The organism is Pseudocitrobacter corydidari (assembly GCF_021172065.1).
Lineage (GTDB): Bacteria > Pseudomonadota > Gammaproteobacteria > Enterobacterales > Enterobacteriaceae > Pseudocitrobacter > Pseudocitrobacter corydidari.
This window is the reverse complement of record NZ_CP087880.1, coordinates 518,916-545,588: the sequence shown is the minus strand read 5'-3', so window position 1 is coordinate 545,588 and position 26,673 is coordinate 518,916. Positions and strand designations below refer to the sequence as shown.

Here is a 26,673-nt window from a genome sequence, read left to right as displayed (position 1 = left end):
CGGATAAGCGCAGCGCCATCCGGCGTTACCGCGCCGAAGCCGAATAAACTTAATCTTCCTGGGTCGTCACTTTACCGTGCGCCAGGTTGCCCGCTATCTGCGACTCTTTCTGCTTTTTATAGCTCAACGCGGCCGCAGGAACCGGCATCACTTTACCGGTTTCTACCCAGGTACGCAGACGGCTGGCGTCAGCGAAGTGGGTATATTTACCAAACGCATCCATCACCACCATCGCCACCGGACGTTTGTTCATCACCGTACGCATCACCAGACAGTGACCCGCCGCATTAGTAAAGCCGGTTTTGGTCAGCTGGATATTCCAGTTATCGCGGTACACCAGATGGTTGGTGTTGCGGAACGGCAGCGTATACGCCGGGTTAGCAAAGGTCGCCATATCCTCACGCGTGGTGCTCAACTGACCAATCAGCGGATACTGTTTGGTGGCAATCAGCATTTTGGTCAGGTCGCGCGCCGTTGACACGTTGTGAATCGACAACCCGGTCGGTTCCACATAGCGGGTGTGCGTCATTCCCAACGATTTAGCTTTGGCGTTCATGGCGCGAATAAAGGCATCGTAACCGCCAGGGTAGTGATGCGCCAGGCTTGCCGCCGCGCGGTTCTCCGACGACATCAGCGCCAGCAACAGCATATTTTTACGGCTGATTTTACTGTTCAGACGCACGCGGGAGTAGATCCCTTTCATCTCCGGCGTGTGGCTGATATCGACGCTCAGCATCTCATCAAGCGGCAGGCGCGCATCCAGCACCACCATTGCGGTCATCACTTTGGTGATGGACGCAATCGGGCGCACCAGATCCGGTTGGCTGGCGTAGATCACTTTATTGGTTTCAAGATCGACAATCATCGCGCTCCCGGAAGCAATTTCCGGGCGCGAGGCTGCGGCAGTCGCCGCCGTTTTAGCACTCGCCTGAGGCGCAAAAGGCACAGCCAGCATTAACGCCAGGCTGAGCAGGGAAACGCGAAATTTCTGCATGATGTGTTTTCTGGTGGTTATTTATGCACTGTATGGAATATGGTCGCCACGCGCGTTAAGGCAACGCAGCGAGGCCGTCATCATAGCGCGGAGCGCAAGGCACCTACCAGAAAAGAATAGTGAATAAATGCTGCATTGCTGGCGTGAAATAATTCACACCAGCAATGCATTAGAACGGATCAGAACAATCGGTAACCATAGCCCCACAGAATGACGGTGATCGCCAGCAGCACTTCCAGTACCAGTACGCCAATCGCCAGGGTTGAACTGGCGAAGCTCAGCCCCTCTTCCCGGTCAATATTGAGGAACGTTGGGATACCGACATAAAGCAGATAACCGGTGTAGAACAGCGCAACAGTACCGATCAGCGCACAGAGCCAGACCAACGGATAGAGCGCCACGATACCGCTCAGGAACATCGGCGTCGCGACATAACCGGCAAACACCATACAGCGCTTGAGCGACGGACGCTCAGGATAGTTACGCGCCATCCACCAGATGACGCGCCCCATCACCGCGACGCCCCCGAGCATTACCCCATAGAAAAGTACGGCCAGGATTAAACCGGTCACGGGTGACAGTTTAACCACATTGCCATCGCCGAAATTCCAGCCAAGCTGTGTTGTTCCTATAAATGCACAGATAACAGGAATCGCAGCCATCAACAGAACATGGTGCGTGTAATGGTGTGAAACAGTTTCGTTTTCACTCCGAATGACATGCATTTCTCGATCGGGATGGGAAAACAGACCCCAGACATGGTTCATAACGCCTCCTCGACACGGCTTCGTACCACGTAGCGTAAGTATAATTCACACTAATAGATTATTTATTGAGCAGACAAAAAATAACGCCACCCCCGGCTTTCGCTCAGGGGTGTATGCTTATAGAAGATGTTTAAAGGAAACGAAGATAACGATGGATATACCGGCTCTGATTTCACAATATGGTTATGCCGTGCTGGTGCTGGGCAGCATGGCGGAAGGCGAAACGGTGACGCTGCTGGGCGGCGTGGCGGCGCATCAGGGGTTACTGCGTTTCCCGCTGGTGGTGGTTTCCGTCGCGCTCGGCGGGATGATTGGCGATCAGGTGCTCTATTTGCTGGGCCGTCATTTTGGCGGGCGCATGCTGAAGCGCTACTCGCGTCAGCACACTAAAATCCGCAAAGCGCAACGGCTGATCCAGCGTCATCCTTACCTCTTCGTGATTGGCAGCCGCTTTATGTACGGCTTTCGTATTATCGGCCCGCTGTTGATCGGTGCCAGCCGCATACCGCCGAAACTCTTTCTGCCGCTCAATATTTTTGGCGCGCTGCTGTGGGCGCTGATCTTCACCACCCTCGGCTATGTGGGCGGTGAAGTGATTGCGCCATGGCTGCACAACCTCGACACCCATTTGAAACATTGGATCTGGGTAATTCTGGCCGTCGCCATCGTGTTTGCATTGCGCTGGTGGTTCAAACGCCGCGCGGATAAATCATAACGCCTGATACCCGCCGCCGAGCGCAGAAGTCAGCTGGATGGAGGCATCCAGCCATTCGCCCTGTAATTTCAGGGCGTTAATCTGCTCATGCAGCGCCGGCAGCTTCGCGTGGCTGTACTGCGCGTTGGAAATGATCCCCACCTTCAGCCGCGCCTGCGCCAGCGCCGCCACGCGTCCGGCATCACGTTGCACATTAGTTTGCTGCTGTTTTTTCGCGGTCAGCGTTTCCATCTGGCTGGCGCACTTCGCCACCTGGTTAACGGCATCAACCACCGCTTTGTTGTAACGGGCAATGGAGTAATTATTCTCCGCGCTGGCGATATCCAGATTCGCGTTTAATCTGCCGCTGTCAAAGATGGGCAGCGTTAACCCTGCGGTGACGCCCATCTGCTGTGCGGAGTGGCGGAACAGGTCGCTCAGGTGCAGAGCGTCCTGTTGCAGGAACGCCATGATATTGATGTCCGGGTAAAACGCCGCTTTCGCCGCATCGATATCGCTGAGGGTGGATTCCACCAGCCAGCGCGCTTCCTGGAGGTCCGGGCGACGCGCAAGCAGCTCAAAGCCCAGTTGTGCGGGCAATTGTGCCGCCACGGTTGGTAACGCCACCGTTTTCAACTGCAACGACGTTGACTGCGCGTTGGTGAGCGCCATCAACCGCGCTTCAATCTCTTTCAGATTGCCATCGATATCCGCCAGTTGCTGCCCGGTTTTGCCGACGTTGATATCGTTTTCAACGCCTTCCACCGAGTCGGTAATGCCCGCCTGATAGAGTTTTTTATCCACCGACACAATCAGATTTTGTTCTTTCTGAATCTGTTCAAGCTGCTGACGAATGGCCGATTCCGTTTGCCACTGCCAGTACAGCCGCGCCACGCTGCTCGCCAGCAGTTGACGAGTTTGCGCCATCTCGGCGATATCGGCTTTCACTTTGCCAATTCGCGCGCTCACCTGCGCGGCATCTTTCCCCCACAGGTCGACATTCCAGCCCGCCGTTAAGCCGAAGGTGCCATTGGTGTACCACGGGCCCGTGGTGCCTGCTGCCGGATCATCGAAAGCAAACGGCCCCATCAGCCCTTCCGCCGACATTTTTTGGCGTTCCAGGTCAGCGGAGAAATTCACCTGCGGCCCGCCGTTTGCTTCGGCCTGTTTGGCCTGCGCTTCCGCAAGTTTGATACGCTGCTGCGCGACAGCCATATCCGGCGCGTCGCGCAGCGCACGTTCAATCAGCGCGTTAAGCTGCGGATCGTGATAGTCGTGCCACCACGTGGATGTCGGCCAGCCATTTTTCAGCGCCTCGGGCAGCGAGGAGTCAATATGCGAAACGGGCACCTTTTTCGCCAGACGTGCATCGGTTTCATGCGATGGCGCACAGGCGCAAAGCGTAAATATAATCGGTAAACTAAATACCGCGAGCGTTCTAACAGAATGTTTCATGGAATTTGCGAGCGTCTGAAAAGAGGCGCAAATAATAGAGAAAATCAGGCGTTTTGCTTTAGTAACCCGTGTGCAAGCGTCATCCGTGAAAAATCATTACATCGCGTTATTTATGCGCCTTATAAATACGTTAACGACATTCTGGAAAACTTCTGCGCTTATTTTTTGATTCAGATCGGATTAAACCGTGCGACTTAATATAATTTAGCCTTTAATGTTGGCATAATTATTTATTATATGAATATTTCAGAGGTTATTGATGACACAAAATATTTATGACGATCCGCACTTTTTTGCCGGTTACGCTACGTTGGATCGCTCAGTAAAAGGGTTAGACGGCGCGCCGGAGTGGCCGCGTATTCAAACAATGCTGCCTGAAATTCAGGGCAAGAAGGTTGTTGATTTAGGCTGCGGCTACGGCTGGTTTTGCCGCTGGGCGCGCGATAACGGCGCAGCGAATGTGCTGGGGCTGGATGTTTCGCAGAAAATGCTCGCGAAGGCGCAGGAAATGACGTCCGGTCAACACATTACCTATCAGCGGGCTGACCTGGAAACGCTTGTTCTGCCAGCCAGCACCTTCGACCTGGCCTACAGTTCGCTGGCGCTGCACTATCTCACAGACATCGACCGTTTATTCCGCGCCCTGCATCAGGCGTTGAAGCCTGGCGGCAAACTGGTTTTCTCCGCCGAGCATCCTGTTTATACCGCACCGGCAAATCAACAATGGGTGGTGGATAATCAGGGAAATAAACACTGGCCGGTCAGCCAGTATCAGCAGGAAGGCGAGCGCATCAGCAACTGGTTTGCCGATGGCGTGAAGAAGCAGCACCGGAAACTCGCCACCTGGATCAATGCGTTAATTACCGCCGGTTTTATCATTGAGGCGCTGGATGAATGGGGGCCGACGGCTGAGCAAATCGCCGTTAACCCGGCGCTGGATGAAGAGAAAGAGCGCCCGATGATTTTTATTCTGAGCGCCCGAAAAGCTTAACGCCAGCGCAGGATTTCGCGCGCCACCGAGGCGGAGTCCTGCAACGCCCGCACTGCCATAAACAGTTCTGTGGCTTCCTCGTACTCTTTGCGCAGGTAGCCCAGCCACTGTTTGATGCGCGCCAGATGATACAGCCCGGTGTCATCCTGTTTTTCCAGCAAACAATATTTTTGCAGCAGACGCACCACGTCCGGCCACGGCATTCGCGGTTCGTTGTACTTGATAACCCGGCTCAGGTTCGGCACGTTCAGCGCGCCGCGGCCAATCATCACCGCGTCGCATCCGGTCACCGCCATGCATTGTTGCGCGCTCTCCCAGTCCCAGATTTCGCCGTTGGCGATAACCGGAATAGTCAGGCGCTGGCGAATGTCAGCAATGGCCTGCCAGTTAATACGCTCGGCCTTGTAGCCATCCTCTTTGGTACGACCGTGCACAACCAGCTCGGTTGCGCCTGCCTGCTGCACCGCATCGGCAATTTCAAACTGACGCGCGCCGCTGTCCCAGCCCAGACGCACTTTAACGGTCACGGGAAGCGCCGCTGGTACCGCTTCACGCATCGCTTTCGCGCCGCGATAGATGAGCTCGGGATCTTTTAGCAATGTCGCCCCACCGCCGCTGCCGTTCACCATTTTGGACGGACAGCCGCAGTTAAGATCGACGCCCCATGAACCGAGCTCTACCGCCCGGGCGGCGTTTTCGGCCAGCCATTCGGGATACTGACCGAGAAGCTGAATGCGCACCAGCGTACCGCTCGGTGTGCGGCTGTGGTTGTTCAGTTCCGGGCACAGTTTATGGAACGATTTTACCGGCAGCAGTTTATCCACCACGCGCAGAAATTCGGTGACGCAGAGATCGTAATCATTCACTTCGGTCAGCAGCTCGCGCACCAGCGAATCGAGCACGCCTTCCATCGGCGCCAGTAAAACACGCATATTGATACCCGGTAAAAAAAGAGGCGCTATGTTAGCGCCTCTTTTCATCGGTTAAAAGCCTGTTAGCGGGGTTCGAGGCAGTTATCTTCTTTCCAGCCGTAGAGCCACTCCATCGCGCGATAGAACTCGGCCTGGGTTTTGCCTTTCCACAACAGGTTTCGCACGTGACGTTCAACACCTGCGGCGTGATAAATGCGCCCCATTTCGCGGGTCGACCAGACAATACGCGCGGTGCGTGGAATACGCACGGACTCATACAGCGCGAAGGCTTCCGCCGCATCGCCGTCACATTGCGCCAGCGCTTTGCCGATAGTGACCGCATCCTCCAGCGCCATGCACGCGCCCTGCGCCATATACTGCGCTACCGGGTGCGCCGCGTCGCCCACTAAGGTAATGCGATCGTTGCCCCATTTTTCCACCGGCTCACGATCGGCGGTAGACCAGCGACGCCAGGAGGTCGGCTTGTCGAGCATCTGGCGCGGACGCGGGTGAATACCTTTAAAGTAAGAGAGTACCTCTTCTTTACTGCCGTCCTTCACGCCCCACTCTTCCGTCTCGCGGCTGTGGAACGTCACCACCAGGTTATATTGTTTGCCGCCACGCAGCGGATAATGCACCAGGTGACAGTGCGGGCCTGCCCACAGCACCGGGGCGTTGATGCGCAGATCGTCCGGCATATCGTCGCAGTCAATCACTGCACGATACACCACGTGTCCGGTAACGCGCGGGGTATCGCCCAGCAGGCTTTGACGCACCACGGATTTCACGCCGTCGCAGCCAATCAGAATATCTGCCGTCCAGCTATTGCCTTTGTCATCGAATACGGTGACATCGTGGTCGGTCTGCCGGATATCCACCACATGCGTTGAGGTGCGATATTCCACGCACGGATGCACCATCGCCGCTTCCCATACCGTCGCATGAATATCTACACGGTGAATAACCGCATACGGGCCGCCAAAGTGGTCGCGGAACGCCTGCCCGGTTTCGATATGCACCACTTCTTCGCCGTTCACCGCGTCCATCATGGTGATATGGTCGGTAAATACCGCGCGCTGGCGGGCAACGTCGCCTACGCCCAGGCTGTCCAGCGCCGAAAACGCGTTCGGGCCAAGCTGAATGCCCGCGCCGATTTCACCAATTTCATGCGCCCTTTCCAGCAACATCACCTTGATGCCCTGACGCGCCAGAGACAACGCGGTCGCCGCGCCGCCAATCCCGCCACCGACAATAATTGCACTCGTCACTTTTGCCATGATAACTCTCCTTATTATGCCGGGATTTTGTCCTGTTGGTTCTCGGGTGCGGCAGCGACGAACGCTGGCAGCGCGGAACAGGCTTCATACACGGCTTTACAGCGGGGATACCCGCTAAGACTGCAACCCATACGTAACGCATTGGCCCACTGCGGCACTAAGCAGCAATCGGCCAGCGTCGGCGTATCGCCCACGCAGAATTGCCCCGACTGGCTGTGGCGCAGCAGTTGCTCCACCGCACTCAGCCCCTGCTGGACCCAGTGCGCATACCAGCGTTTTTTATCCTCTTCGCTGACCTTCAGCTCATCGCTCAGGTAGCGCAGGACGCGCATGTTGTTAATGGGGTGGATATCGCAACAAATGGCATAGACGATTTCCAGAATCCGCATCCGCGCCGGATCGTTACCCGGCAGCAGCGGGGTTTGCGGAAAATGGCGGTCCAGCCAGTCAATAATCGCCAGCGACTGCCCCAGTGATTCGCCATCGTCCGTCACCAGCGCAGGCACCAGCCCAACCGGGTTCAGCCTGCGGTACTCCAGCGCGTTTTGCTGGCCGATACGAATATTGACGCCGACGGTGTCATAATCGATTCCCTTGAGTGCCATCGCGATGCGCACCCGATAGGAGGCCGAGCTATTGAAAAAACTGTACAGCTTCATCCGTCACCTCAAACAATCTTCACGGCGATAGGCGTTAAACCATCCACGTTGCCGGTAATCGTATCGCCCTTCACTACTGCCCCAACGCCTTCCGGTGTGCCGGTGAAAATCAGGTCGCCCGGTTGCAGTTCAAAGAAACGAGACAGATAGCTGATGGTTTCATTCACTGACCAAATCAGATGTTTAATGTCGCTGCGCTGGTGATCTTCCCCGTTCACCTGTAACCAGATGGGCGCGTTATCGACGCCGGAAACGTCAGCGGCTTTATGCAGCGGCGAAATGGGCGCGGAGTTATCGAACGCTTTACCGATTTCCCACGGGCGGCCCATCTGGCGCATCTCCATCTGACGATCGCGGCGCGTCATATCCAGGCCGGTCGCATAGCCCCAGACATATTCATGGGCATTTTCCAGCGGAATATCACTGCCTTTTTTGCCAATCGCCACTACCAGCTCAATTTCATAGTGATAGTTGTCAGTCTGTGCCGGGTACGCCAGATTGAGCGTTTCGCCTGCGGCAACAGGTACAACCGCATCAGCAGGTTTACAGAAGAAGAATGGCGGTTCGCGATCCGGATCAAAGCCCATTTCGCGGGCATGGGCGGCATAGTTACGCCCTACGCAATAAACACGGCGGACCGGGAACTGTTCATCGCTACCCACAACCGGGATCGCAACGGGGGCCTGGGGTTCAAATACATACTTGCTCATTATTCTTCTCCTGATTAGTAGCGTGCTTCGCGGAACAGGCCCAGCGCTTCCTGAACGGGGCGGTCCGAGAAACTGAATAACACGGTCTCGTCCTGCGCATCGAACGACACGCTGTGCCAGGTCGGCACGACAAAGACATCTTTCTCTTTAAAGCTGAACACCTGGTCGCCGACGGTGACCTGGCCACTGCCTTCCACCACGTGATAAATCGTGCTGTCAGTGGTGCGCGCCTGGCGGGAGCGGAAGCCCTTCGGCAGCAGTTGCAGGAATGCGCCCATGGATGGCATCGGGTAGCCGCCCGTTACCGGGTTGACATAGCGCATTTTGTAGCCGTCCCATTCGTCGGCATCGCCCAGGCGAGTGAGGTCGTGCAGCGCTTCGCGACTGCGGTCATAGCGATAGTTGAAAATCGGTGATGAGTTACCGGTTTGATGGCGCAACGGCAGCATATTGGCGGCGTAGCGCGGCAGATAATCGCCTTCTTTGCGGGTGACCGGCTGCTGATCTTCCGGGTAATCCTCGGCAAAACCGCAACCCAGATAGTTCACCAGCGGCAAGTCGAGTCCATCCAGCCAAATCACCGGCTCGTCGCCTGGGTTGCCATGGTCGTGCCAGCGCCATTGCGGGGTGAGAATAAAGTCGCCCGGATGCATCTGGGTGCGCTCGCCATCGACGGCGGTAAATGCGCCTTTGCCTTCCACAATAAAGCGCAGTGCCGACTGGTTATGACGATGGCTCGGGGCCACTTCACCCGGCATAATCAGCTGTAAACCGGCGTACAGCGATGAGGTAATGGAAGACTGTCCGCGCAGGGCCGGGTTTTCCAGCACCAGCACGCGGCGTACAGCCTCTTTCGCACCAATCAGGCTGCCACTTTCCAGCAGCAGCGGGCGAATTTCCTGATAGCTCCAGTGGGCAGGCGCGCAGGTCGGGTTCGGCGTTTGCGGCACCAGGTGGTGCAGCGATTCCCACAGCGGGGTCAGGTTCTGCCCGGAAATGTGCTGATAGTATTGTTGCCGTTCATTTTTGACGTCCGGATTCATCTGGCTCATTGTTATTCTCCTTATTTATTCACCACACCTGTAGCAGGCAGCGGGTTGGGTACTCTTGTCGTCCGGCGAACAGCCAGGGTAAGCAGCGTCAACATGATGGCGCTGATGGCTGCCGGGACGGCAATCACGTAAAACAGAGTGTCGAAAGAGAAATTCAGCGCCATCATTACCCCGCCGGAAACCGAGCCGACAATCGCGCCGCAGCGACCAATCGCGTTTGCCCAGCTCACGCCCGTCGCGCGGCTTTGGGTTGGGTAGAGCATGGCGGTTAAGGCGTTCAGCCCAACCTGCGAGCCGCTGATACCAATCCCCGTGCCGAAAATCGCCAGCGCCATCAGCCAGAGGCCGTTTTCACTCAGGCCAATCATCACGATGCACACCGCGCCCAGCGCGTAGCTCACCGCCAGCACCCGGAAGGGGTTGAATTTGTCCATTAATACGCCGAGCAGAATCGCGCCCATTGTGCCGCCAATCTGGAACGCCGCCGTCACCCATGACGCGTGTTGCAGGTCGATGCCACGATGATTAAGCAGCGTCGGCATCCAGCTTGAGAGCAGATAGATAATCAGCAGGCTCATAAAGAACACCACCCACAGCATCAGCGTGATAGCGAGCTGGCGTCCGGCGAAAAGCTGGCCAATGCTGCCTTTGTGTACCGACGTAGGTTCATCGAGCCAGAAGATGGTGTCGTCATGGCGCTCCTGGGTCATCTCACTGACCAGCCTTGCGATGTGCGCCTGAGGCCGCTGACGACGCACCATCCAGCGGGGAGATTCCGGCAGTGCAACCAGTAAGTAGAAGAACAGGATCATCGGCAGGACGCCGCCAAGTACCAGAATACCCGCCCAGCCGATCATGCCCACTAACTGCGCACTGACAATCCCGCCAAAGGCGGAGCCGAGCGTGAAGCCGCAGAACATCAGGGTCACCAGCGCGCCGCGACGACGAGCTGGCAGGTATTCGGAGGTCATGGTGATGGTATTGGGCATTGCGCCGCCTAAGCCCAGCCCGGTTAAGAAGCGCAGGATCACCAGCGTTTGCAGGTCTGGCGAAAAAGCGGAGAGCAGGCTGAGGATGCCGAAAAACGCCACGCACCATTCAATGACGCGTTTACGGCCAAAGCGATCGGAAAGTGGCCCGCAAAGCAGCGCCCCGGCGGTGAGACCGAGCAGGCCAGCGCCAAATAGTGGGGCCAGTTCTGCTGCCGTCAGTTGCCAGTGTGCGCGGATATCGGGAGCAATAAACCCGATCGCCGCCGTGTCGAATCCATCCATCATCACCACCAGAAAACAGCAGATAATGACACGCCACTGGAGCGCGCCGATGGGGGCTGCATCAATCAGAGCTTGTAGTTCACGTCGTTGAGTCATAAGCCATGCCTCAGGTGTGTAGGGTAGATGTTGTATTTGTTGTTTGTATGTAGCAATTTTGTGGTAATTGAAATGAGTTGTACAATGGCTTTCCGTGCAGCGTCATAACCTGGAGGTTATTGCTGATGGCAAACTGGACGCAAAAACTGAAGCTTCATCACCTGCAAATGCTGGTCGCGCTGGGCGAGCAGTGCAATCTGACCCAGGTGGCGAAAAAGATGCACATCACGCAACCGGCCCTTTCCAAGTGGCTGACACAGTTCGAAGAAGAGGTCGGGATCACACTTTTCGAGCGTCACAGCAAAGGCTTACGCCCTTCTGAAGGGGGAAAGCTATTGCTTGCGCACGCGCAACGCTTAATTAACGATCTCGAACGTTCGCAGTTTGAGATGGAACGTTTCAAACAGGGCGGCCTGGTCGGCAGCCTGAAAATCGGCTGCTCGCCAGTGGCGACCGATTGCGTCTCGCAGGCGATTTTTCCGCTACTCAAAGAGATGCCTTCTCTGCATCTGAACATCGAAGAAAAGGTAATGACGCCGCTGCTGCATGATTTGCAGTCAGGCGTGGTGGATGTGGTGGTCGGACGTATCGGCGGGCGCGCGCTGGAGCTGCCGTTGAATTATCAGGTGCTGTATACGGAACCCGTTTGCTTTGTTGCCCGCACCGATCACCCTCTCGCGGCTTACGACCGATTGAGCTGGAAGGATCTGGAACCCTGGCGCTGGATAGTCTGGCCCACCGGCACGCCGATCCGCCAGAGTATTGATAACGCCCTTGTTGATAACGGCGTGATGCTGCCGGAAAACACCATTGAATCCGCCTCAATGAACGTCAGCGTGAACCTGCTGCAAAGCAGCGATATGATTTCTATTCTTTCTTTGCGGCTGGCAGAACGCTACGCCCAACAAGGGCAGCTCACGATTCTGGCGTTGCCGAAGATTGAGCAGAAAGGCAGCGTCGGCGTATTCTGGAGAAAAAACGATCAGCCCTCGCAGGCGCTGAGTCGCTTTCTTTATCATTTATCGCATCCGCTTCAGTCAGATGCCTGATGTTCCGCTTGTCTATGTCAGGTATGCTCACAATTCATGATGTGATCAGTAGCACATTTCTGGCTTTAATTGTATGATGAATGCGTTCCATCAAGGGTAACCAACATGAGCAAATCGCTGAATATTATCTGGCAATACCTGCGTGCTTTCGTCCTGATATATGCCTGTTTGTATGCGGGAATTTTTATCGCCTCGCTGCTACCGATCACCATCCCCGGCAGTATTATCGGGATGCTGATTATGTTCGTTTTACTGGCGCTGCAAATCCTGCCGTCGAAGTGGGTTTTGCCGGGCTGCTACATTCTCATCCGCTATATGGCGCTGCTGTTCGTGCCTATCGGCGTTGGCGTGATGCAATATTACGACCTGCTCAGCGCCCAGTTCGGCCCTATCGTCGTCTCCTGCGCGGTCAGTACGCTCGTCGTCTTCCTGGTGGTGAGCTGGAGTTCGCACATTATCCATGGTGAACGCAAAGTAGTTGGTCAAAAAGGAACTGACGAATGATGCACTATATCTGGTGGTCGTTGCCGCTGACGCTGGCGGTCTTTTTTGCCGCACGCTGGCTGGCCGCACGGGTCAAATTCCCGCTTCTCAATCCGCTGTTAGTGGCGATGGTGGTGATTATTCCCATCCTGCTGCTGACCGGCATTCCTTACGATCACTATTTCCAGGGCAGCAAAGTCCTGAACGATCTGCTGCAACCGGCGGTCGTGGCCCTCGCCTTTCCGCTGTATGAACAGCTGCACCAAATCCGCGCGCGCTGGAAATCGATTATCACTATCTGCTTTTTCGGCAGCGTAGTGGCGATGGTTACCGGTACTTCGGTGGCGCTGATGATGGGCGCATCCCCCGAAATTGCCGCGTCTATTTTACCGAAATCGGTCACGACGCCGATCGCGATGGCCGTCGGCGGCAGCATTGGCGGTATTCCAGCCATTAGCGCCGTCTGCGTGATTTTCGTTGGGATTCTGGGCGCGGTATTTGGCCATACTCTGCTGAACCTGATGCGCATTAATACCAAAGCCGCGCGTGGCCTGGCGATGGGGACGGCTTCTCACGCCCTCGGTACCGCTCGCTGCGCGGAAGTCGATTATCAGGAAGGCGCATTCAGTTCGCTGGCGCTGGTGCTGTGCGGGATCATTACCTCGCTGGTCGCCCCGTTCCTGTTCCCGATAATTCTCTCTGTTGTCGGCTAAAATGCGACAGGTCACACATTTTGCATAACGTTTGCATACGTTGCATAAATAATGAGATTTAGATCACTAATAAAAGCGTAACCGGCACGTACACTGTTTACCCTTACACTGTTACGAGGCAACGCCATGCATCCACGTTTTCAATCTGCTTTTTCGCAACTGCCTGCGGACCTGCAAACAGCCATCGCCCCCGTGCTGGCTGATGCGCACTTCTCCGCGATGCTGAGCGCCGGGCAGGTCTCATCGCTGCGTAGCGCGACAGGACTGGACGAAGACGCGCTGGCTTTCGCGCTTCTGCCGCTGGCTGCCGCCTGCGCGCGCGCCGACCTTTCCCACTTCAACGTTGGCGCCATTGCGCGCGGCGTAAGCGGAACCTGGTACTTCGGCGGCAATATGGAATTTTTGGGCGCGACCATGCAGCAAACCGTCCATGCCGAACAAAGCGCTATCAGCCACGCCTGGCTGCGCGGTGAAAAAGCCCTTGCGGCGATCACCGTCAACTACACCCCTTGCGGCCACTGCCGTCAGTTTATGAATGAACTGAACAGCGGGCTGGCGCTGCGCATCAACCTGCCGGGCCGTGCGCCCCATACGCTGAAAGATTATTTGCCGGATGCGTTCGGGCCGAAAGATCTCGACATCAAAACGCTGCTGATGGATGAGCAGGACCACGGTTACCCGCTGCAAGGCGATGCGTTAACTCAGGCGGCCATTAAAGCGGCGAACAGAAGTCATACGCCCTACAGCAAGTCGCCCTCCGGCGTGGCGCTGGAACTGGCCGACGGCACGATTTTTAGCGGCAGCTACGCTGAAAATGCTGCCTTCAACCCAACTCTACCGCCATTACAGGGCGCGCTGAATCTGTTAAGCCTGCATGGCTATGATTATCCCGCCATTACCCGCGCGATGCTTGCCGAACGCGCCGATGCGCCGCTCATCCAGTGGGATGCGACGGTAGCGACGCTGAAAGCGTTAGGCTGCCAGAACATCGACCGCGTCCTTCTCGGTTAATCTTTCAGTGCGGGCGAAAGCCCGCAACTGGCGAATTTCCCTGCAATTAACGCGCAGATTCTTGCTCTTAAGCGACGGGTAAAGTAGCCTGAAGACTCCTTTTCACCATCATTGAGCCTTTTATGTTGAAGCGCGTGTTTTACAGCCTGTTAGTCCTGCTCGGCCTGCTGCTGTTGACCGTGTTAGGTCTCGATCGCTGGATGAGCTGGAAAACCGCGCCGTATATCTACGACGATCTGCAGGATCTCCCTTACCGCCAGGTCGGCGTAGTGTTAGGCACCGCCAAGTATTACCGCAAAGGCGTGATTAACCAGTATTACCGTTATCGCATTCAGGGCGCGCTTAATGCTTATAACAGCGGCAAGGTGAACTATCTGCTGCTAAGCGGCGATAACGCGCTGCAAAGCTATAACGAGCCGATGACCATGCGCAAAGATTTCATTGCCGCTGGCGTCGACCCGGCGGATATCGTGCTCGACTACGCCGGTTTCCGTACGCTTGATTCCATCGTCCGCACGCGTAAAGTCTTTGATACCAACGATTTTATTATCATCACCCAACGCTTCCACTGCGAACGCGCGCTGTTTATCGCGCTGCATATGGGCATTCAGGCTCAGTGCTACGCTGTGCCATCGCCAAAAGATATGTGGAACGTTCGCCTGCGCGAATTTGGCGCGCGGTTTGGCGCGCTGGCTGACCTGTATGTCTTTAAACGTGAACCGCGCTTTTTAGGTCCGCTCATTCCGATTCCGACACAGCATGAAGTGCCGGAAGATGCGCAGGGGTATCCGGCAGTCACGCCGGAGCAATTGTTGAAATTGCAAAAGCCGTAATGTGTAGAATGTTACGCATTAAAAGCGTATACGCGATTTAATGTCACTTAAATTACGCATTAACCAGTCGATATATTTCATCTGGATGAATTACTTCATAAACGGTTTAGATAAAATAAGCACGGTAATAAATAAAAAATAAGACATTATCATTTTGATAATTATTTCTATTCGCATAGTAGTAATTGCTGCTAATTTTACCCGTGTACGTATTATTTCCTGCCATCTGTGAATAGATTCACAGAATACGCTCATCCCCAGGCATAGCCTTGCTAACAGGTTATTTCTATCTTTATTACGTTCTTTGCGTTCGCTTTAATTTACCTAATCATTAAGGAAGATTATATGTCGCAACAAGATTATCTGGATGAGCTAATTCCGGCCTTTACGCCATTGCTGGCGATAAAGGAGGCTTCGCGTTGTTTGTTATGCCACGATGCGCCTTGCAGCCAGGGGTGTCCAGCCCAAACGGACCCGGGTAAATTTATCCGCTCCATCTATTTCCGTAATTTTAAAGGCGCAGCCGAAACTATTCGCGAAAATAATGCGCTGGGTGCCGTATGCGCACGCGTTTGCCCAACGGAGAAATTATGCCAGGCGGAATGTTCGCGCTCGGGGATCGATAAACCAATCGACATCGCCCGCCTGCAACGCTTCGTAACCGACTTTGAGCAGCAAACGGGTATGCAGGTTTATCAACCGGGCAGCAAAACGCTCGGTAAAGTGGCGATTGTCGGGGCAGGCCCGGCGGGCTTACAGGCGAGCGTCACGCTCACTAACCTGGGCTACGACGTCACGCTCTTCGAAAAAGAGCCGCAGGCCGGCGGCTGGTTGCGCCACGGTATTCCTGAATTCCGTTTATCGCAGGCCGTACTGGATAACGAAATTCAACGCATCGCAGAGATGGGCGTAACCATCCAATGCAACAGCGAAGTGGGTAAAACGCTGACGCTGGAACAACTGAAAGCCCAGCACCGCGCGGTTCTGCTGACCGTTGGCTTGTCTCAGGGGGCCTCACTCTCCCTCTTTGATGATGCCGAAGATGTCGAAATCGCCGTCGACTTTTTACAACGCGCCAGCCGCGCGAACGGTGAAATTGCTATTCCTCAAAGCGCGTTGATTATCGGTGGCGGTGACGTCGCCATGGACGTTGCCACCACGCTGAAAATGCTGGGCTGCCCTTCTGTCACCTGCGTCGCGCGTGAAACGCTGGACGAATTCCCGGCAAGCGTAAAAGAGTTTACCAGCGCTCAGGCACTGGGTGTTTCCATTATCGATGGGTTCACACCGATTAGCGTTGCAGGTCATTCGGTCACCTTCCAGCACGTTAGCTTACCGGGCGAAATGAAACTGCACGCCGAGAAAATCATTCTCGCCGTCGGCCAGCATGCGCAGTTTACCGCCTTTAATCATCTGAACGTGCAGCGCAATACGGTGGAAACTACAGATTATCAGACATCGGACCCGACGCTTTTTGCTGCGGGCGATATTGTTCAGGGAGACAAAACGGTGGTTTATGCGGTGAAAACCGGGAAGGAAGCCGCGCAGTCCATTCACCACTATTTAGAGGGAGCGTGCTCATGTTAACGAAAGATCTTTCTGTTACCTTTTGCGGCGTTAAATTTCCTAACCCGTTCTGCCTCTCCTCTTCACCGGTCGGCAACTGCTATGAGATGTGCGCCAAGGCGTATGATACCGGCTGGGGTGGGGTGGTGTTCAAAACCATCGGCTTCTTCATCGCCAATGAAGTTTCGCCACGTTTCGATCATCTGATCAAAGAGGATACCGGCTTTATCGGCTTCAAAAATATGGAGCAGATTGCCGAACATCCGCTGGCGGAAAACCTCGAAGCGATTCGTCGGCTGAAAGAAGATTACCCCGATAAAGTGCTGATCGCCTCGATCATGGGGGAAAACGAACAGCAGTGGCAAGAGCTTGCGCATCTGGTTGAGAAAGCCGGTGCCGATATGATCGAGTGTAACTTCTCCTGCCCACAGATGACCTCTCATGCGATGGGAAGCGATGTCGGTCAAAGCCCGGAGCTGGTCGAGAAATATTGCCGTGCGGTGAAACGCGGTTCTTCCCTGCCGATGCTGGCAAAAATGACGCCGAATATTGGTGATATGTGCGACGTGGCGCTGGCGGCAAAACGCGGCGGTGCGGACGGTATCGCGGCAATCAACACCGTGAAGTCGATCACTAACATCGACCTGAATCGCAAAATCGGGATGCCGGTGGTCAACGGCAAATCGAGCATTTCCGGTTATTCCGGCAAAGCGGTGAAACCGATCGCCCTGCGCTTTATACAGCAAATGCGCATGCATCCTGAACTGCGCGATTTCCCGATCAGCGGTATCGGCGGGATAGAAACCTGGGAAGACGCAGCCGAATTCTTGCTGCTCGGCGCGGCGACGCTGCAGGTCACAACCGGCATCATGCAGTACGGCTATCGCATCGTGGAAGATATGATCAGCGGTCTTTCCCACTATCTGGCCGATCAGGGCTTTGATTCGATCGATGAGATGTTAGGCCTGGCGAACACCAACATTGTTCCGGCGGAAGAACTGGATCGCAGCTATATCGTTTATCCGCATATCGCGGAAGATAAATGTGTTGGCTGCGGGCGCTGTTATATTTCCTGCTACGATGGCGGCCACCAGGCGATGGAATGGAACGAAGAGACTCGCACGCCGCACTGTAACACCGACAAATGCGTCGGCTGCCTGCTCTGCGGGCATGTTTGCCCGGTAGCGTGTATCAGCCTTGGGCGCGTGGAGTTCAAGCCTGGCGAGAAAGAGCACGCCGTTTCACTTTAACCTCTAAGGATGAGGACCGGCCTGTTCATGCAGGCCGGGATTAACCATGAGTACACTTGTCGCTATTGCCCTCACTACCGGTATCTTATCGGGAATCTGGGGCTGGGTCGCCGTGACATGGAGCCTGCTCAGTTGGGCAGGATTTCTGGGTTGTACCGCCTATTTTGCCTGCCCACAGGGCGGCGTGAAGGGTCTGGGAATATCTCTGTGTACTGTAATGAGTGGTGTGCTTTGGGCAGAAGTGATTATCTACGGCAGCCAGCTAGCCCCTGAATGGCTGATGCTGGGGTATTTACTCACAGGTGTCGTGGCTTTCGTGATGTGTATTCAGGCGAAAAGTCAGTGGCTCTCTTTTGTTCCAGGCACGTTTATTGGCGCATGTTCTACCTTTGCCGGTCAGGGAGACTGGCAGGCGGTAGCCCCGTCTCTTTTAGTAGGCCTGCTGTTTGGTTACGCGATGAAAAATAGCGGTTTATTACTCGCCGAACGTTGGCCGCAGGCGAAAAAATCATAACAACCGCCAGATGGTGCGTTGCTTATCTGGCCTACAAAATCAATGCATTACCAGGATAATGTAGGCCGGGTAAGCACAGCGCCACCCGGCAATCACAGCGTTATTTCTTACGCGCGTATTTCAATGAATCCAGCGCCACGGCGAAGATGATAATCGCCCCTTTAATAATGTACTGCCAGTACGGGTTAACGCCGATATAGGTCAGACCGTAGTTGATAACCGTAAAGATAATCACACCGGTCACCACGCCAAGTACGGTACCCACACCGCCGCTGAAGGAAACGCCGCCTACCACACAGGCTGCAATCGCATCCAGCTCATACATAAAGCCGAGGTTGTTGGTCGCCGAACCGATACGCCCCGCTTCCAGCAGGCCGCCGAAGGCATAGAACACGCCGGACAGCGCATAAATCACCAGCAGGTTCACCGCCACGTTTACGCCGGATACTTTCGCCGCTTCCGGGTTACCACCGATGGCGAAGATGTTTTTCCCGAAGCGGGTTTTGTTCCACAGCACCCAGACAAACGCCACGGCAATCAACGCGTAGAAGGTGATATACGACAGACGGAAACTGCCGAGCGCAATAAAGCCCTGCGCAAAGGTTGAGAAGCCACTATCAAAGCCAGAGATCGGCGATGCGCCCACAAAGTCGTAATACAGGGAGTTAATCCCGTAAACGATAATCATCGTGCCGAGCGTGGTAATAAACGGCGTCACGTTCAGATAAGCAATGATAATGCCGTTGATCAGGCCGATAATCGCGCCAATCGCGCAAACAATCAGGATAACCAGCGCAATCGGCATGGTCGCCATTTCCGGGAAGACCTTGTTGGCGTTATCGACGGATTGCAGCAGCGTCGCAGCAATAACCGCCGCCAGCCCCACCTGGCGACCAGCGGAAAGGTCAGTACCCTGGGTGACAATCAACCCCGCCACGCCGAGCGCGATGATGATACGCACAGAAGACTGGGTCAGGATGTTACTTAAGTTCAGCAGGCTTAAGAAGGTGGGATCCTGGAAAATAATAATCGCCAGCAGAACCAAAAGAACGACGTAAATACCGCCCTCTTTCAGATAAGTGAGAAAGCTTTTTTTATTTAACGCACTCATGTCGAGCCCCTGATCTTAAAGGTGCAATGACGCAAGACGGAGAATTTCGTTTTGCGTTGTTGTTTTTGTTTCAACAATTCCGGCAACCAGACCGTTGCTCATTACCAGAATACGGTCGGTAATGCCCAGCAGCTCCGGCATTTCGGATGAAATAATAATGATCCCTTTATCTTTCTTCGCCAGCTCGGCAATCAGCTGATAAATTTCAAATTTCGCGCCGACATCAATCCCACGTGTCGGTTCATCGAGCATTAAAATCTCAGGCTGCGTTAACAGCCAACGGCCAATAATCACCTTTTGCTGGTTACCGCCCGAGAGCGAACCAATTTGCGTATGGTGGCCCGGCGTTTTCACACGCATGGAATCGATAACCCATTGGGTATCGCTCTTCATGCGTGAATTATCGAGAAGCCCGACTTTATTTTTATAATTTTTGATATTGGAGATCAGCGAGTTAAAGCCGATATCCAGATAAGCATAAATACCGGTTGAGCGACGCTCTTCGGTCACCAGCGCAAAGCCGTTATTGATGGCTTCATTAGCGTTGTGGTTATTAATTTTTTTGCCGTGCAGCATGATGGTACCGGACGATTTTTCGCGCACGCCAAACAGCGTTTCAACGATGTCGGTACGTTTTGCCCCCACCAGCCCGGCAATACCCAGAATTTCACCCTTACGCAGCTGGAACGACACATCACGGATTGACGGCTGACGCAGCGAGGTCAGGTTCTGCACGTCCAGAATAACTTCACCCGGCGTATTAGAACGATCCGGGAAGCGCTGGTTCAACGAGCGGCCCACCATCATGGCGATGATTTTGTCCATATCCAGCCCTTCCAGCGGCTGGGTGGCGATCCACTGGCCATCGCGCAGAACGGTGATCTCATCACACAGCTGGAAGATCTCTTCCATTTTGTGAGAGATATAGACAATGCCGCAGCCGCGATCCTTCAGCTTGCGAATAATCGTAAACAGGTGATTAACTTCTTTCTCGGTCAGAGACGAAGTCGGCTCATCCATGATCACGATTTTGGCGTTATAGGAAAAGGCTTTGGCGATTTCAATCATCTGCATTTGCGAAACGGACAGCGTGCCGACGCGCGCGCGCGGGTCAATATCGATATCCAGTTCATCAAAAATCGCTTTGGTATCGCGATACATTTTTTCCTGATCGACAAACATGCCTTTGGCCGGATAACGACCCAGCCACATGTTGTCCATTACGGAGCGTTGCAGTACCAGGTTCAGTTCCTGGTGCACCATTGATATACCATTTTCCAGCGCTTCTTTTGCCGAATGGAAATCAATCTCTTTGCCCTGAAAAATAATGCTACCGGAATCTTTTTGATAGATCCCAAACAGGCATTTTAATAACGTCGACTTCCCGGCGCCGTTTTCCCCCATAAGCGCATGGATAGAATGCGGGCGGACCTTTAAATTGACATTATCGAGTGCCTTAACGCCTGGAAACGACTTGTTGATATGACTCATTTCCAACAAGAATTCGCCCGACGACGCTCTATTATCGCTGACCATAGTTTTACCTGGCTGCTGGTTTTTAATGGCTATTTACGCGAAATAGCCATGGTCTGAATCGGTAATAAAGGGCGCACTCGCGTACGCCCGAAGAAAAATAATTATTTATTGGTGAATTCGCTAAGGTTGTCTTTATCTACACCCACGTAAGGCACGCGAACCACTTTATTTTCGATTTTCCAGTTCGTGCCTTCCGCCGCTGCTTTACCATCGGCCAGGTTTTTCGCCAGGTCGAAAGTGGCTTTCGCCTGGTTGTTAGCATCGTTTAACACGGTACCGGCCATCGCGCCAGATTTCACCAGCGCCAGCGCTTCTGGCAGAGCATCAACGCCGAATACCGGAATGCTGCTCTTATTGTGCGCTTTCAGCGCTTCAACCGCGCCCATTGCCATCGCATCGTTGTTGGCGATAACTACTTCAATTTTGTTGGCGTTCGGGCCAGAGAGCCATGCGTCCATTTTGTCTTTCGCCTGCGCGGTATCCCACATGGCAGTATCTAACTGCAGTTGCTGGGTTTTCAGGCCTTTGTTATTCAACTCTTTGATAACGTAGGTGGTACGCGCTTCCGCATCCGGGTGGCCCGGTTCGCCTTTCAGCAGAACAAACTGCACCTGACCGTCTTTGTTCAGATCCCAGTTCGGGTTAGCCGCCCAGTGTTTGGCAATCAGATCGCCCTGGATAATGCCGGACTCTTTAGAGTCGGTACCGACGTAAAACGCTTTGTCGTAGCTGTCCAGCGCCTTACGGGAAGGTTCTTTGTTGAAGAAAACGATAGGCACATTCTGGCCACGCGCTTTCTCAATCACGGTGCCTGCCGCAGCCGGGTCAACCAGGTTGATCGCCAGCGCTTTTACGCCCTTCGCCAGCAGGACGTCAATCTGGTCGTTCTGCTTGGACTGGTCGTTCTGTGAGTCGTTCATCAGCAGCTGTACGTCCGGCGCTGCTTTGGCGTCTTTCTCGATAGCTTTGCGGACCACGGACATAAAGTTATCGTCATACTTATAAATCGTCACACCAATGCGGGTATCAGCAGCGTGCGCTGCGGCACCGAATAACATGCTTGCCATCACAGCAGACAGGGTTAACACCTTCTTATTCATGGTATCTCCGGTTTTATTATGCAGGGTAGTTCGTATGAAATAAGTCGGCGGGCAGTGTTAATAAAACGTTACTGCACGACGAAATTCATTCTTAAGTAAAATTATTCTTCCGTGGTCGGTAACGCTCCAGAGTGCGCTTTATTGCTTGTTTGAGACTTAACTGCTATAGAAAAAGTGATTAATCACCGTAATATACGGCTAAATCGTTACAAACAGCGACATCATAGTCAGCACAATGTTAATATACTGTGAAATTACTCACAGATTGAAAACGGTTACATCCACTATTTAAATCAGTTAGTGACGGGCAGCACAGATTGCCGTTGAGCCACCGAATGACGGCGCACCAGCGTAGGCATAAAACAATGCGTTGCTGATGCATCGAGTTTCCCTGCCGCGCCCAGTAAGGCCAGTTCAGTTGCCAATTTTGCCATGGAAACAATCGGATAGCGGATAGTGGTAAGTTGCGGGTCGGTGTAACGCGCCAGCGGAATATCATCAAAGCCAATAATAGAAACCTGCTGCGGCACGGCAATGCCGTTATCTTTTAGCGCAGTGAGCGCGCCAGCGGCCATATTATCGTTATAGGAAAACACCGCCGTCAGGCCCGGATTGCGCCCCAGCAGTTCAACCATTGCGGCTTCCCCGCCCTGCATATCCGGCGACCCGGTGCCTATCCAGCTATCGGGTGCCGTAATGCCCTGCTCGCGTAATGCGCGTTGCCAGCCTTCACGGCGCAGGTCTTCATCTTCAATATGATGGCTGGAAGCAAGATAACCAATGCGCTGGTGACCGTGATTCAACAACGTGCGCGTTGCCATCACCGCCCCACTGACGTTGTCCAGCCCCACGCAGCGGTGCGCGTATCCCGGCACGATGCGGTTGATCAGTACCATTCCCGGAATGTGATCCATAAAATCACCCAGCTCGCGATCGCTAAGGGCTTTTGAGTGCACAATAAGCGCGCTGCACCGCTGGCGGATCAATACCTCAATGGCATTACGCTCTTTTTCCGCTTCATGGTAGCTGTTGCCGATAAGCACATATTTTTGCTGCAACTGGGCAATGGTATCGACGGCTTTTACCAGCGCGCCAAAAAAGGGATCGGAGACGTCCATCACCACCACCCCGATGGTATCGCTCACCTGCGTCGCCAGCGCCTGCGCATTGGCGTTAGGCCGATAGCCCAGCGCCGCAACCGCTTTCATTACCGTCTCGCGTGTTTCCGGGCTGACCAGCGCGCTGTTATTCAGAACGCGAGAAACCGTTGCCACCGATACGCCCGCCTGACGCGCCACGTCACGAATGGTGATCATCGCCACCGCCCTGCTGTGCATTGCTGCCATTCATAGCCAAACCCTCTGTCTGGGAAGAGCGCTATTCTGGCAATGAATGCACCAGCACTACGTGAAGGAGGTCACACGGCTGGAAACGGTTACATCCGTTTTGTTAATGATTGTGATCCAGATCGTTATCTGAATGTTTTACGTAAGGAAACACCGGAAGCGCGTGCGGTGAGCTGTCGCCAGAGCCATTCGAGCGGCCCCTGACGAAAATAACGCAGCCACAGCAGCGAGAAGACTATGTTAACCAGCCAGACCGGCACGACAAATGCCAGAAGCGTCAGGCGGTCAAATTTCATAAACAGATCAAACCGATAGAACAGCGTAGTGCAGATAAGCGTTTGTAGAATGTAGTTTGAGAGCGCCATCCGCCCGACGCAGGCGATAGCGATAACCAGACGTGAATGGCAGATTTGCGGCCAGAATCCCCACGCCAGCGCCGCATAGCCCAGCGTTTGCAGCGGCGCGCCCAGTTCGCGTGGTGCCTGTAACAGAAAAGCGCACCAGCGATAATCCCATCCCAACTGCCACTGGGCGATAATCGCCGGCAGGTTGATCAACATGCCGATAGCAATCAGCGATGCGCCGGTGCGTCGGTAATGTCGCAGGCTAAACTGCCCTTTCAGCCAGCCGCTGCGCATCAGCGCCGCGCCCATCAGCATCATCCCCGCCAGCTGCCAGCCATACTGTGCGCCAAGCGCCAGCAGATTCGCGGACAACATATCCACCCGATTGCTGATGGCTTCCCTGCCGCCGTTGACCTTCCAGAAGTGTTCGTAAAGCAGCGTGGAAGCATCCGGCACCCAGGAACGGCTCTGGCCCGAATCGGCAATCAGCCCCAGCAGCACCAGCAGGCCGACGCCCACCAGGTACAGCATCGCCCCGGTATTAAATAGCGATTTCACATCGCGCGCTTCACGGATTAAACGCCAGCTGATTAATCCCACCAGCGCGTAGGCCAGCAGAATATCGCCATCCCAAAGGAGCAAGCCGTGAATAAAACCGAGTAAAGCGAGCAGCGTTAACCGCGACTGGATCCAGCGTTTCCCGCGAGGCAGAAGCAGTTGCAGCCCTGCGCCAAAAAGCAACGCAAACAGCGTGAGGAATTTGACCTGCGCAAAGAGGTCGAGCACCGCCCAGGTCCAGGCATCGCTTGAGGTGATATCGCCATACCAGGCGGGATTAAGATAGGCGGCTTTGGGCAAGCCAAAGCCGTTAATATTCAGCAGCAGGATACCGAGGATAGCCACGCCCCGCACAAAATCCAGGGTGACATTTCGTTCCATGTATCCTGCCCCGCTTAGTTGTGGTGGCGTACGGCGCGCAAGAATTCCTGACGGGTATTCTGGCTGGATTTAAACAGGCCGCCAAGCGACGTGGTGGTGGTGGCGCTGGTAGCATCGCGAATGCCGCGCGCTTTCACGCAATAATGCACCGCATCAATCGAAACCGCCACGTTGTTGGTCCCGAGCAGGGTTTGCAGCGCGGTGAGAATTTGCTGCGTCAGACGCTCCTGCACCTGCGGGCGCTGGGCGAAGAACTGCACGATACGGTTGATTTTGGACAAGCCAATCACCGACTCTTTCGGGATGTACGCCACCGTCGCTTTACCATCGATGGTCACAAAATGGTGTTCACAAGTGCTGGTGAGGGTGATATCGCGCACGGTCACCATCTCATCAACCTTCATCTTGTTTTCAATGACGGTGATTTTCGGGAAATTGGCGTAATCGAGGCCAGAGAAAATCTCATCCACATACATTTTGGCGATGCGATGCGGAGTTTCCATCAAACTGTCATCACTCAGATCGAGATTCAGTAACTGCATAATCTCAGTCATATGCCCTGAAATCAGACGCTTACGGGTTTCATTATCCATTTCGCGCACCGGCGGGCGCAGCGGCGTTTCCAGTCCACGGGCCACGAGGGCTTCATGAACCAGTGCAGCTTCTTTACTCAGTGATGACATCTTTTCTTTCTCCAGCAGGTGGGGCACTTCGCCCTTCATGGGGCAAAGTTTGCACTTATTGTGCGTGAGGCCGCGCACATAATCCAGTATTCGTAACGATAATTATTGCAATTGCTGCTGCCTTGCATGCTCCGGTCGCCATACCAGCACGCCACCGATCAATAGCGCCAGCGCCGCGACGCCAAGCGCAGGGTCCAGGCGATGCGTAAGCCAGGTCGACAGCGCCGAGGTCATCGGGCCAACCAATTGACCGACTGCATAGCCGGTAGTCAGCAATCCGGCCATATAGCGTGAGTGACGCGGGGCCAGCTCGCGCCCATATAACAACGAAAGCTGCACCGCGCAAAGGAAGCCGCCGCCCACCAGCGCAGCGCCCAGGGCTAAGCCCGGTAAGCCAGGTACCAGCCATGCGAACAGCACGCCAATCCCCTGCAACCACAGTACCACCGCCAGACGGTGGTGGCTCTGCCCCACATGACGCATCGCAATACTCAGGGCGATACCGATAACCGACGCGAGGCCAAATATCGGCCAGACAAACTGGGCGAACAGGCTACCGGGAAAGCGCTGCGCGGCCATTTGTGAGAGAAAGGTCGCGGGCAAGATATAGCCGAATCCTGCCAGACTGTAGCTCCAGACCAGACGTTTAAGGTCGGCGGTGAGATGCAGCGGCTCGGGCTTTGTGCCCGACGGATGCAGCGCGCCAGGACGCGGCAACCAGCGCACGACCAATATAATCAGCACTAACGCCAGCAGACCGTAAAGCAGCCAGCCCTGCGATGCGGCAAGCGACTGAGAGTGGATCCACACCGCCAGCAGGCCGCTCAGGGCAATCCCCGCGCCCGGCCCGGCGAACACTGCGGCGCTCAGCCCGGCATGGCCCAGTTGCGCAAGACGCTCGTTGGTCCAGGCGGCGGTCAGCACCAGCGCCCAGCCGCTCATGCATCCCAGAATCAGGCGCAGCACACCGTGCAGCCAGGCATTATCGGCCCATGCGGAAAGCAGCGTGAACACTACCGCCCCGGTAATGCCCAGATACAGGCGCGTCTCGACGTGACGCTGCGCGCGCATGGCATCCCACGCGCCAATCAGGTAGCCCAGATAGTTCATCGCCGCGACCAGCCCGGCGCTGGTCAGCGTGAGCTGGTTGTCGGCAATCATTAATGGCACCTGGGGCGTAAAGGCAAACCGCCCTATCCCCATGATAACCACCAACACCGTAAAGCCGCTGAATGCGATTCGTAAGGCCATACTGCCTCAATTGTTAACAATAAGTTATATGTATGATGCGACATATCAAGACGATGCGGAAGTG

The 26,673-nt window shown here is 54.8% G+C and carries 26 protein-coding genes; 10 read left to right on the top strand and 16 right to left on the bottom strand.

Going from position 1 to position 26,673, the window contains the following annotated elements; all coding sequences use genetic code 11:
• Window positions 1-49 precede the first annotated feature (49 nt).
• Together pbpG and G163CM_RS02435 are read right to left on the bottom strand one after the other, a co-directional pair.
• Window positions 50-994: a D-alanyl-D-alanine endopeptidase gene (gene pbpG / locus G163CM_RS02440; RefSeq protein WP_231826748.1), complete on the bottom strand. Its 945-nt coding sequence runs from the start codon at window positions 992-994 to the stop codon at window positions 50-52.
• A 179-nt stretch (window positions 995-1,173) separates the two neighbouring features.
• Entirely contained in the window at window positions 1,174-1,761 is a 588-nt protein-coding gene (locus G163CM_RS02435) for a Yip1 family protein (protein ID WP_015963755.1), read from the bottom strand.
• A 151-nt stretch (window positions 1,762-1,912) separates the two neighbouring features.
• Here G163CM_RS02435 and G163CM_RS02430 point away from each other — a divergent pair, with 151 nt between their 5' ends.
• The gene (locus G163CM_RS02430) at window positions 1,913-2,476 is read left to right on the top strand and encodes a DedA family protein (RefSeq protein ID WP_015963754.1); all 564 of its coding nucleotides are present in this window, start codon (window positions 1,913-1,915) and stop codon (window positions 2,474-2,476) included.
• Here G163CM_RS02430 and mdtQ read toward each other — a convergent pair.
• Window positions 2,471-3,910 (bottom strand): multidrug resistance outer membrane protein MdtQ, encoded by a 1,440-nt coding sequence (mdtQ, locus tag G163CM_RS02425; RefSeq protein ID WP_231826747.1) that lies wholly within the window; start codon window positions 3,908-3,910, stop codon window positions 2,471-2,473. The genes G163CM_RS02430 and mdtQ overlap by 6 nt on opposite strands.
• A gap of 259 nt (window positions 3,911-4,169) precedes the next feature.
• Between mdtQ and G163CM_RS02420 the strand changes: the two genes are divergently transcribed.
• Window positions 4,170-4,901 (top strand): class I SAM-dependent methyltransferase, encoded by a 732-nt coding sequence (locus tag G163CM_RS02420; protein WP_231826746.1) that lies wholly within the window; start codon window positions 4,170-4,172, stop codon window positions 4,899-4,901.
• Here G163CM_RS02420 and dusC read toward each other — a convergent pair.
• The 6 genes from dusC to mhbT all read right to left on the bottom strand — a co-directional run bounded on the left by dusC (window position 4,898) and on the right by mhbT (window position 10,880).
• Window positions 4,898-5,833, bottom strand: a complete 936-nt coding sequence (dusC, locus tag G163CM_RS02415; RefSeq protein ID WP_108473674.1) for a tRNA dihydrouridine(16) synthase DusC — start codon at window positions 5,831-5,833, stop codon at window positions 4,898-4,900. The genes G163CM_RS02420 and dusC overlap by 4 nt on opposite strands.
• Window positions 5,834-5,895: 62 nt before the next feature.
• The gene (locus G163CM_RS02410) at window positions 5,896-7,089 is read right to left on the bottom strand and encodes a 3-hydroxybenzoate 6-monooxygenase (RefSeq protein WP_231826745.1); all 1,194 of its coding nucleotides are present in this window, start codon (window positions 7,087-7,089) and stop codon (window positions 5,896-5,898) included.
• Window positions 7,090-7,103: 14 nt separating this feature from the next.
• The gene (gene maiA, locus G163CM_RS02405) at window positions 7,104-7,748 is read right to left on the bottom strand and encodes a maleylacetoacetate isomerase (protein ID WP_231826743.1); all 645 of its coding nucleotides are present in this window, start codon (window positions 7,746-7,748) and stop codon (window positions 7,104-7,106) included.
• 8 nt (window positions 7,749-7,756) lie between these two features.
• Complete coding sequence (locus G163CM_RS02400) at window positions 7,757-8,458, bottom strand: fumarylacetoacetate hydrolase family protein (RefSeq protein WP_015963748.1); 702 nt, start codon at window positions 8,456-8,458, stop codon at window positions 7,757-7,759.
• 14 nt (window positions 8,459-8,472) lie between these two features.
• Window positions 8,473-9,510 (bottom strand): gentisate 1,2-dioxygenase, encoded by a 1,038-nt coding sequence (gene gtdA, locus G163CM_RS02395; RefSeq protein ID WP_231826742.1) that lies wholly within the window; start codon window positions 9,508-9,510, stop codon window positions 8,473-8,475.
• 11 nt (window positions 9,511-9,521) lie between these two features.
• Entirely contained in the window at window positions 9,522-10,880 is a 1,359-nt protein-coding gene (gene mhbT / locus G163CM_RS02390) for a 3-hydroxybenzoate transporter MhbT (protein ID WP_015963746.1), read from the bottom strand.
• Between the two features lie 125 nt (window positions 10,881-11,005).
• Here mhbT and G163CM_RS02385 point away from each other — a divergent pair, with 125 nt between their 5' ends.
• The 8 genes from G163CM_RS02385 (at window position 11,006) to G163CM_RS02350 (ending at window position 18,299) form a co-directional block, all read left to right on the top strand.
• Window positions 11,006-11,929 carry a LysR substrate-binding domain-containing protein gene (locus tag G163CM_RS02385; protein WP_015963745.1) on the top strand — a complete coding sequence of 308 codons (924 nt, stop codon included), beginning with the start codon at window positions 11,006-11,008 and terminating at the stop codon, window positions 11,927-11,929.
• 105 nt (window positions 11,930-12,034) lie between these two features.
• Window positions 12,035-12,433 carry a CidA/LrgA family protein gene (locus tag G163CM_RS02380; RefSeq protein WP_149462463.1) on the top strand — a complete coding sequence of 133 codons (399 nt, stop codon included), beginning with the start codon at window positions 12,035-12,037 and terminating at the stop codon, window positions 12,431-12,433.
• A complete protein-coding gene (locus G163CM_RS02375; RefSeq protein WP_015963743.1) occupies window positions 12,430-13,125 on the top strand; it encodes a CidB/LrgB family autolysis modulator in 696 nt (231 codons plus the stop codon). The genes G163CM_RS02380 and G163CM_RS02375 overlap by 4 nt, the downstream gene beginning before the upstream one ends.
• A 126-nt stretch (window positions 13,126-13,251) precedes the next feature.
• Window positions 13,252-14,136 (top strand): cytidine deaminase, encoded by an 885-nt coding sequence (gene cdd / locus G163CM_RS02370; protein WP_231826741.1) that lies wholly within the window; start codon window positions 13,252-13,254, stop codon window positions 14,134-14,136.
• A gap of 122 nt (window positions 14,137-14,258) precedes the next feature.
• Window positions 14,259-14,969 (top strand): outer membrane permeability protein SanA, encoded by a 711-nt coding sequence (sanA, locus tag G163CM_RS02365; RefSeq protein ID WP_015963741.1) that lies wholly within the window; start codon window positions 14,259-14,261, stop codon window positions 14,967-14,969.
• A gap of 345 nt (window positions 14,970-15,314) precedes the next feature.
• Window positions 15,315-16,556: an NAD(P)-dependent oxidoreductase gene (locus tag G163CM_RS02360; protein WP_231826740.1), complete on the top strand. Its 1,242-nt coding sequence runs from the start codon at window positions 15,315-15,317 to the stop codon at window positions 16,554-16,556.
• Window positions 16,550-17,785: an NAD-dependent dihydropyrimidine dehydrogenase subunit PreA gene (preA, locus tag G163CM_RS02355; protein ID WP_231826739.1), complete on the top strand. Its 1,236-nt coding sequence runs from the start codon at window positions 16,550-16,552 to the stop codon at window positions 17,783-17,785. The genes G163CM_RS02360 and preA overlap by 7 nt, the downstream gene beginning before the upstream one ends.
• Before the next feature lie 46 nt (window positions 17,786-17,831).
• A complete protein-coding gene (locus tag G163CM_RS02350; RefSeq protein WP_231826738.1) occupies window positions 17,832-18,299 on the top strand; it encodes a DUF1097 domain-containing protein in 468 nt (155 codons plus the stop codon).
• 100 nt (window positions 18,300-18,399) lie between these two features.
• Here G163CM_RS02350 and mglC read toward each other — a convergent pair whose 3' ends face one another.
• The 7 genes from mglC to G163CM_RS02315 form a co-directional block, all read right to left on the bottom strand.
• Entirely contained in the window at window positions 18,400-19,410 is a 1,011-nt protein-coding gene (gene mglC, locus G163CM_RS02345) for a galactose/methyl galactoside ABC transporter permease MglC (RefSeq protein WP_015963738.1), read from the bottom strand.
• A 15-nt stretch (window positions 19,411-19,425) separates the two neighbouring features.
• Window positions 19,426-20,946, bottom strand: a complete 1,521-nt coding sequence (gene mglA, locus G163CM_RS02340) for a galactose/methyl galactoside ABC transporter ATP-binding protein MglA (protein WP_231826737.1) — start codon at window positions 20,944-20,946, stop codon at window positions 19,426-19,428.
• A gap of 101 nt (window positions 20,947-21,047) precedes the next feature.
• Window positions 21,048-22,046 carry a galactose/glucose ABC transporter substrate-binding protein MglB gene (mglB, locus tag G163CM_RS02335; RefSeq protein WP_231826736.1) on the bottom strand — a complete coding sequence of 333 codons (999 nt, stop codon included), beginning with the start codon at window positions 22,044-22,046 and terminating at the stop codon, window positions 21,048-21,050.
• Between the two features lie 293 nt (window positions 22,047-22,339).
• Window positions 22,340-23,362 (bottom strand): HTH-type transcriptional regulator GalS, encoded by a 1,023-nt coding sequence (gene galS / locus G163CM_RS02330; protein WP_231828315.1) that lies wholly within the window; start codon window positions 23,360-23,362, stop codon window positions 22,340-22,342.
• 155 nt (window positions 23,363-23,517) lie between these two features.
• On the bottom strand, window positions 23,518-24,675 hold the full coding sequence (gene yeiB / locus G163CM_RS02325; protein WP_231826734.1) for a DUF418 domain-containing protein YeiB: 1,158 nt from the start codon (window positions 24,673-24,675) through the stop codon (window positions 23,518-23,520).
• Window positions 24,676-24,689: 14 nt separating this feature from the next.
• On the bottom strand, window positions 24,690-25,358 hold the full coding sequence (gene folE / locus G163CM_RS02320; protein WP_041686408.1) for a GTP cyclohydrolase I FolE: 669 nt from the start codon (window positions 25,356-25,358) through the stop codon (window positions 24,690-24,692).
• A gap of 102 nt (window positions 25,359-25,460) precedes the next feature.
• Window positions 25,461-26,609 carry a YbfB/YjiJ family MFS transporter gene (locus G163CM_RS02315; RefSeq protein WP_015963732.1) on the bottom strand — a complete coding sequence of 383 codons (1,149 nt, stop codon included), beginning with the start codon at window positions 26,607-26,609 and terminating at the stop codon, window positions 25,461-25,463.
• Between the last annotated feature and the right edge of the window lie 64 nt (window positions 26,610-26,673).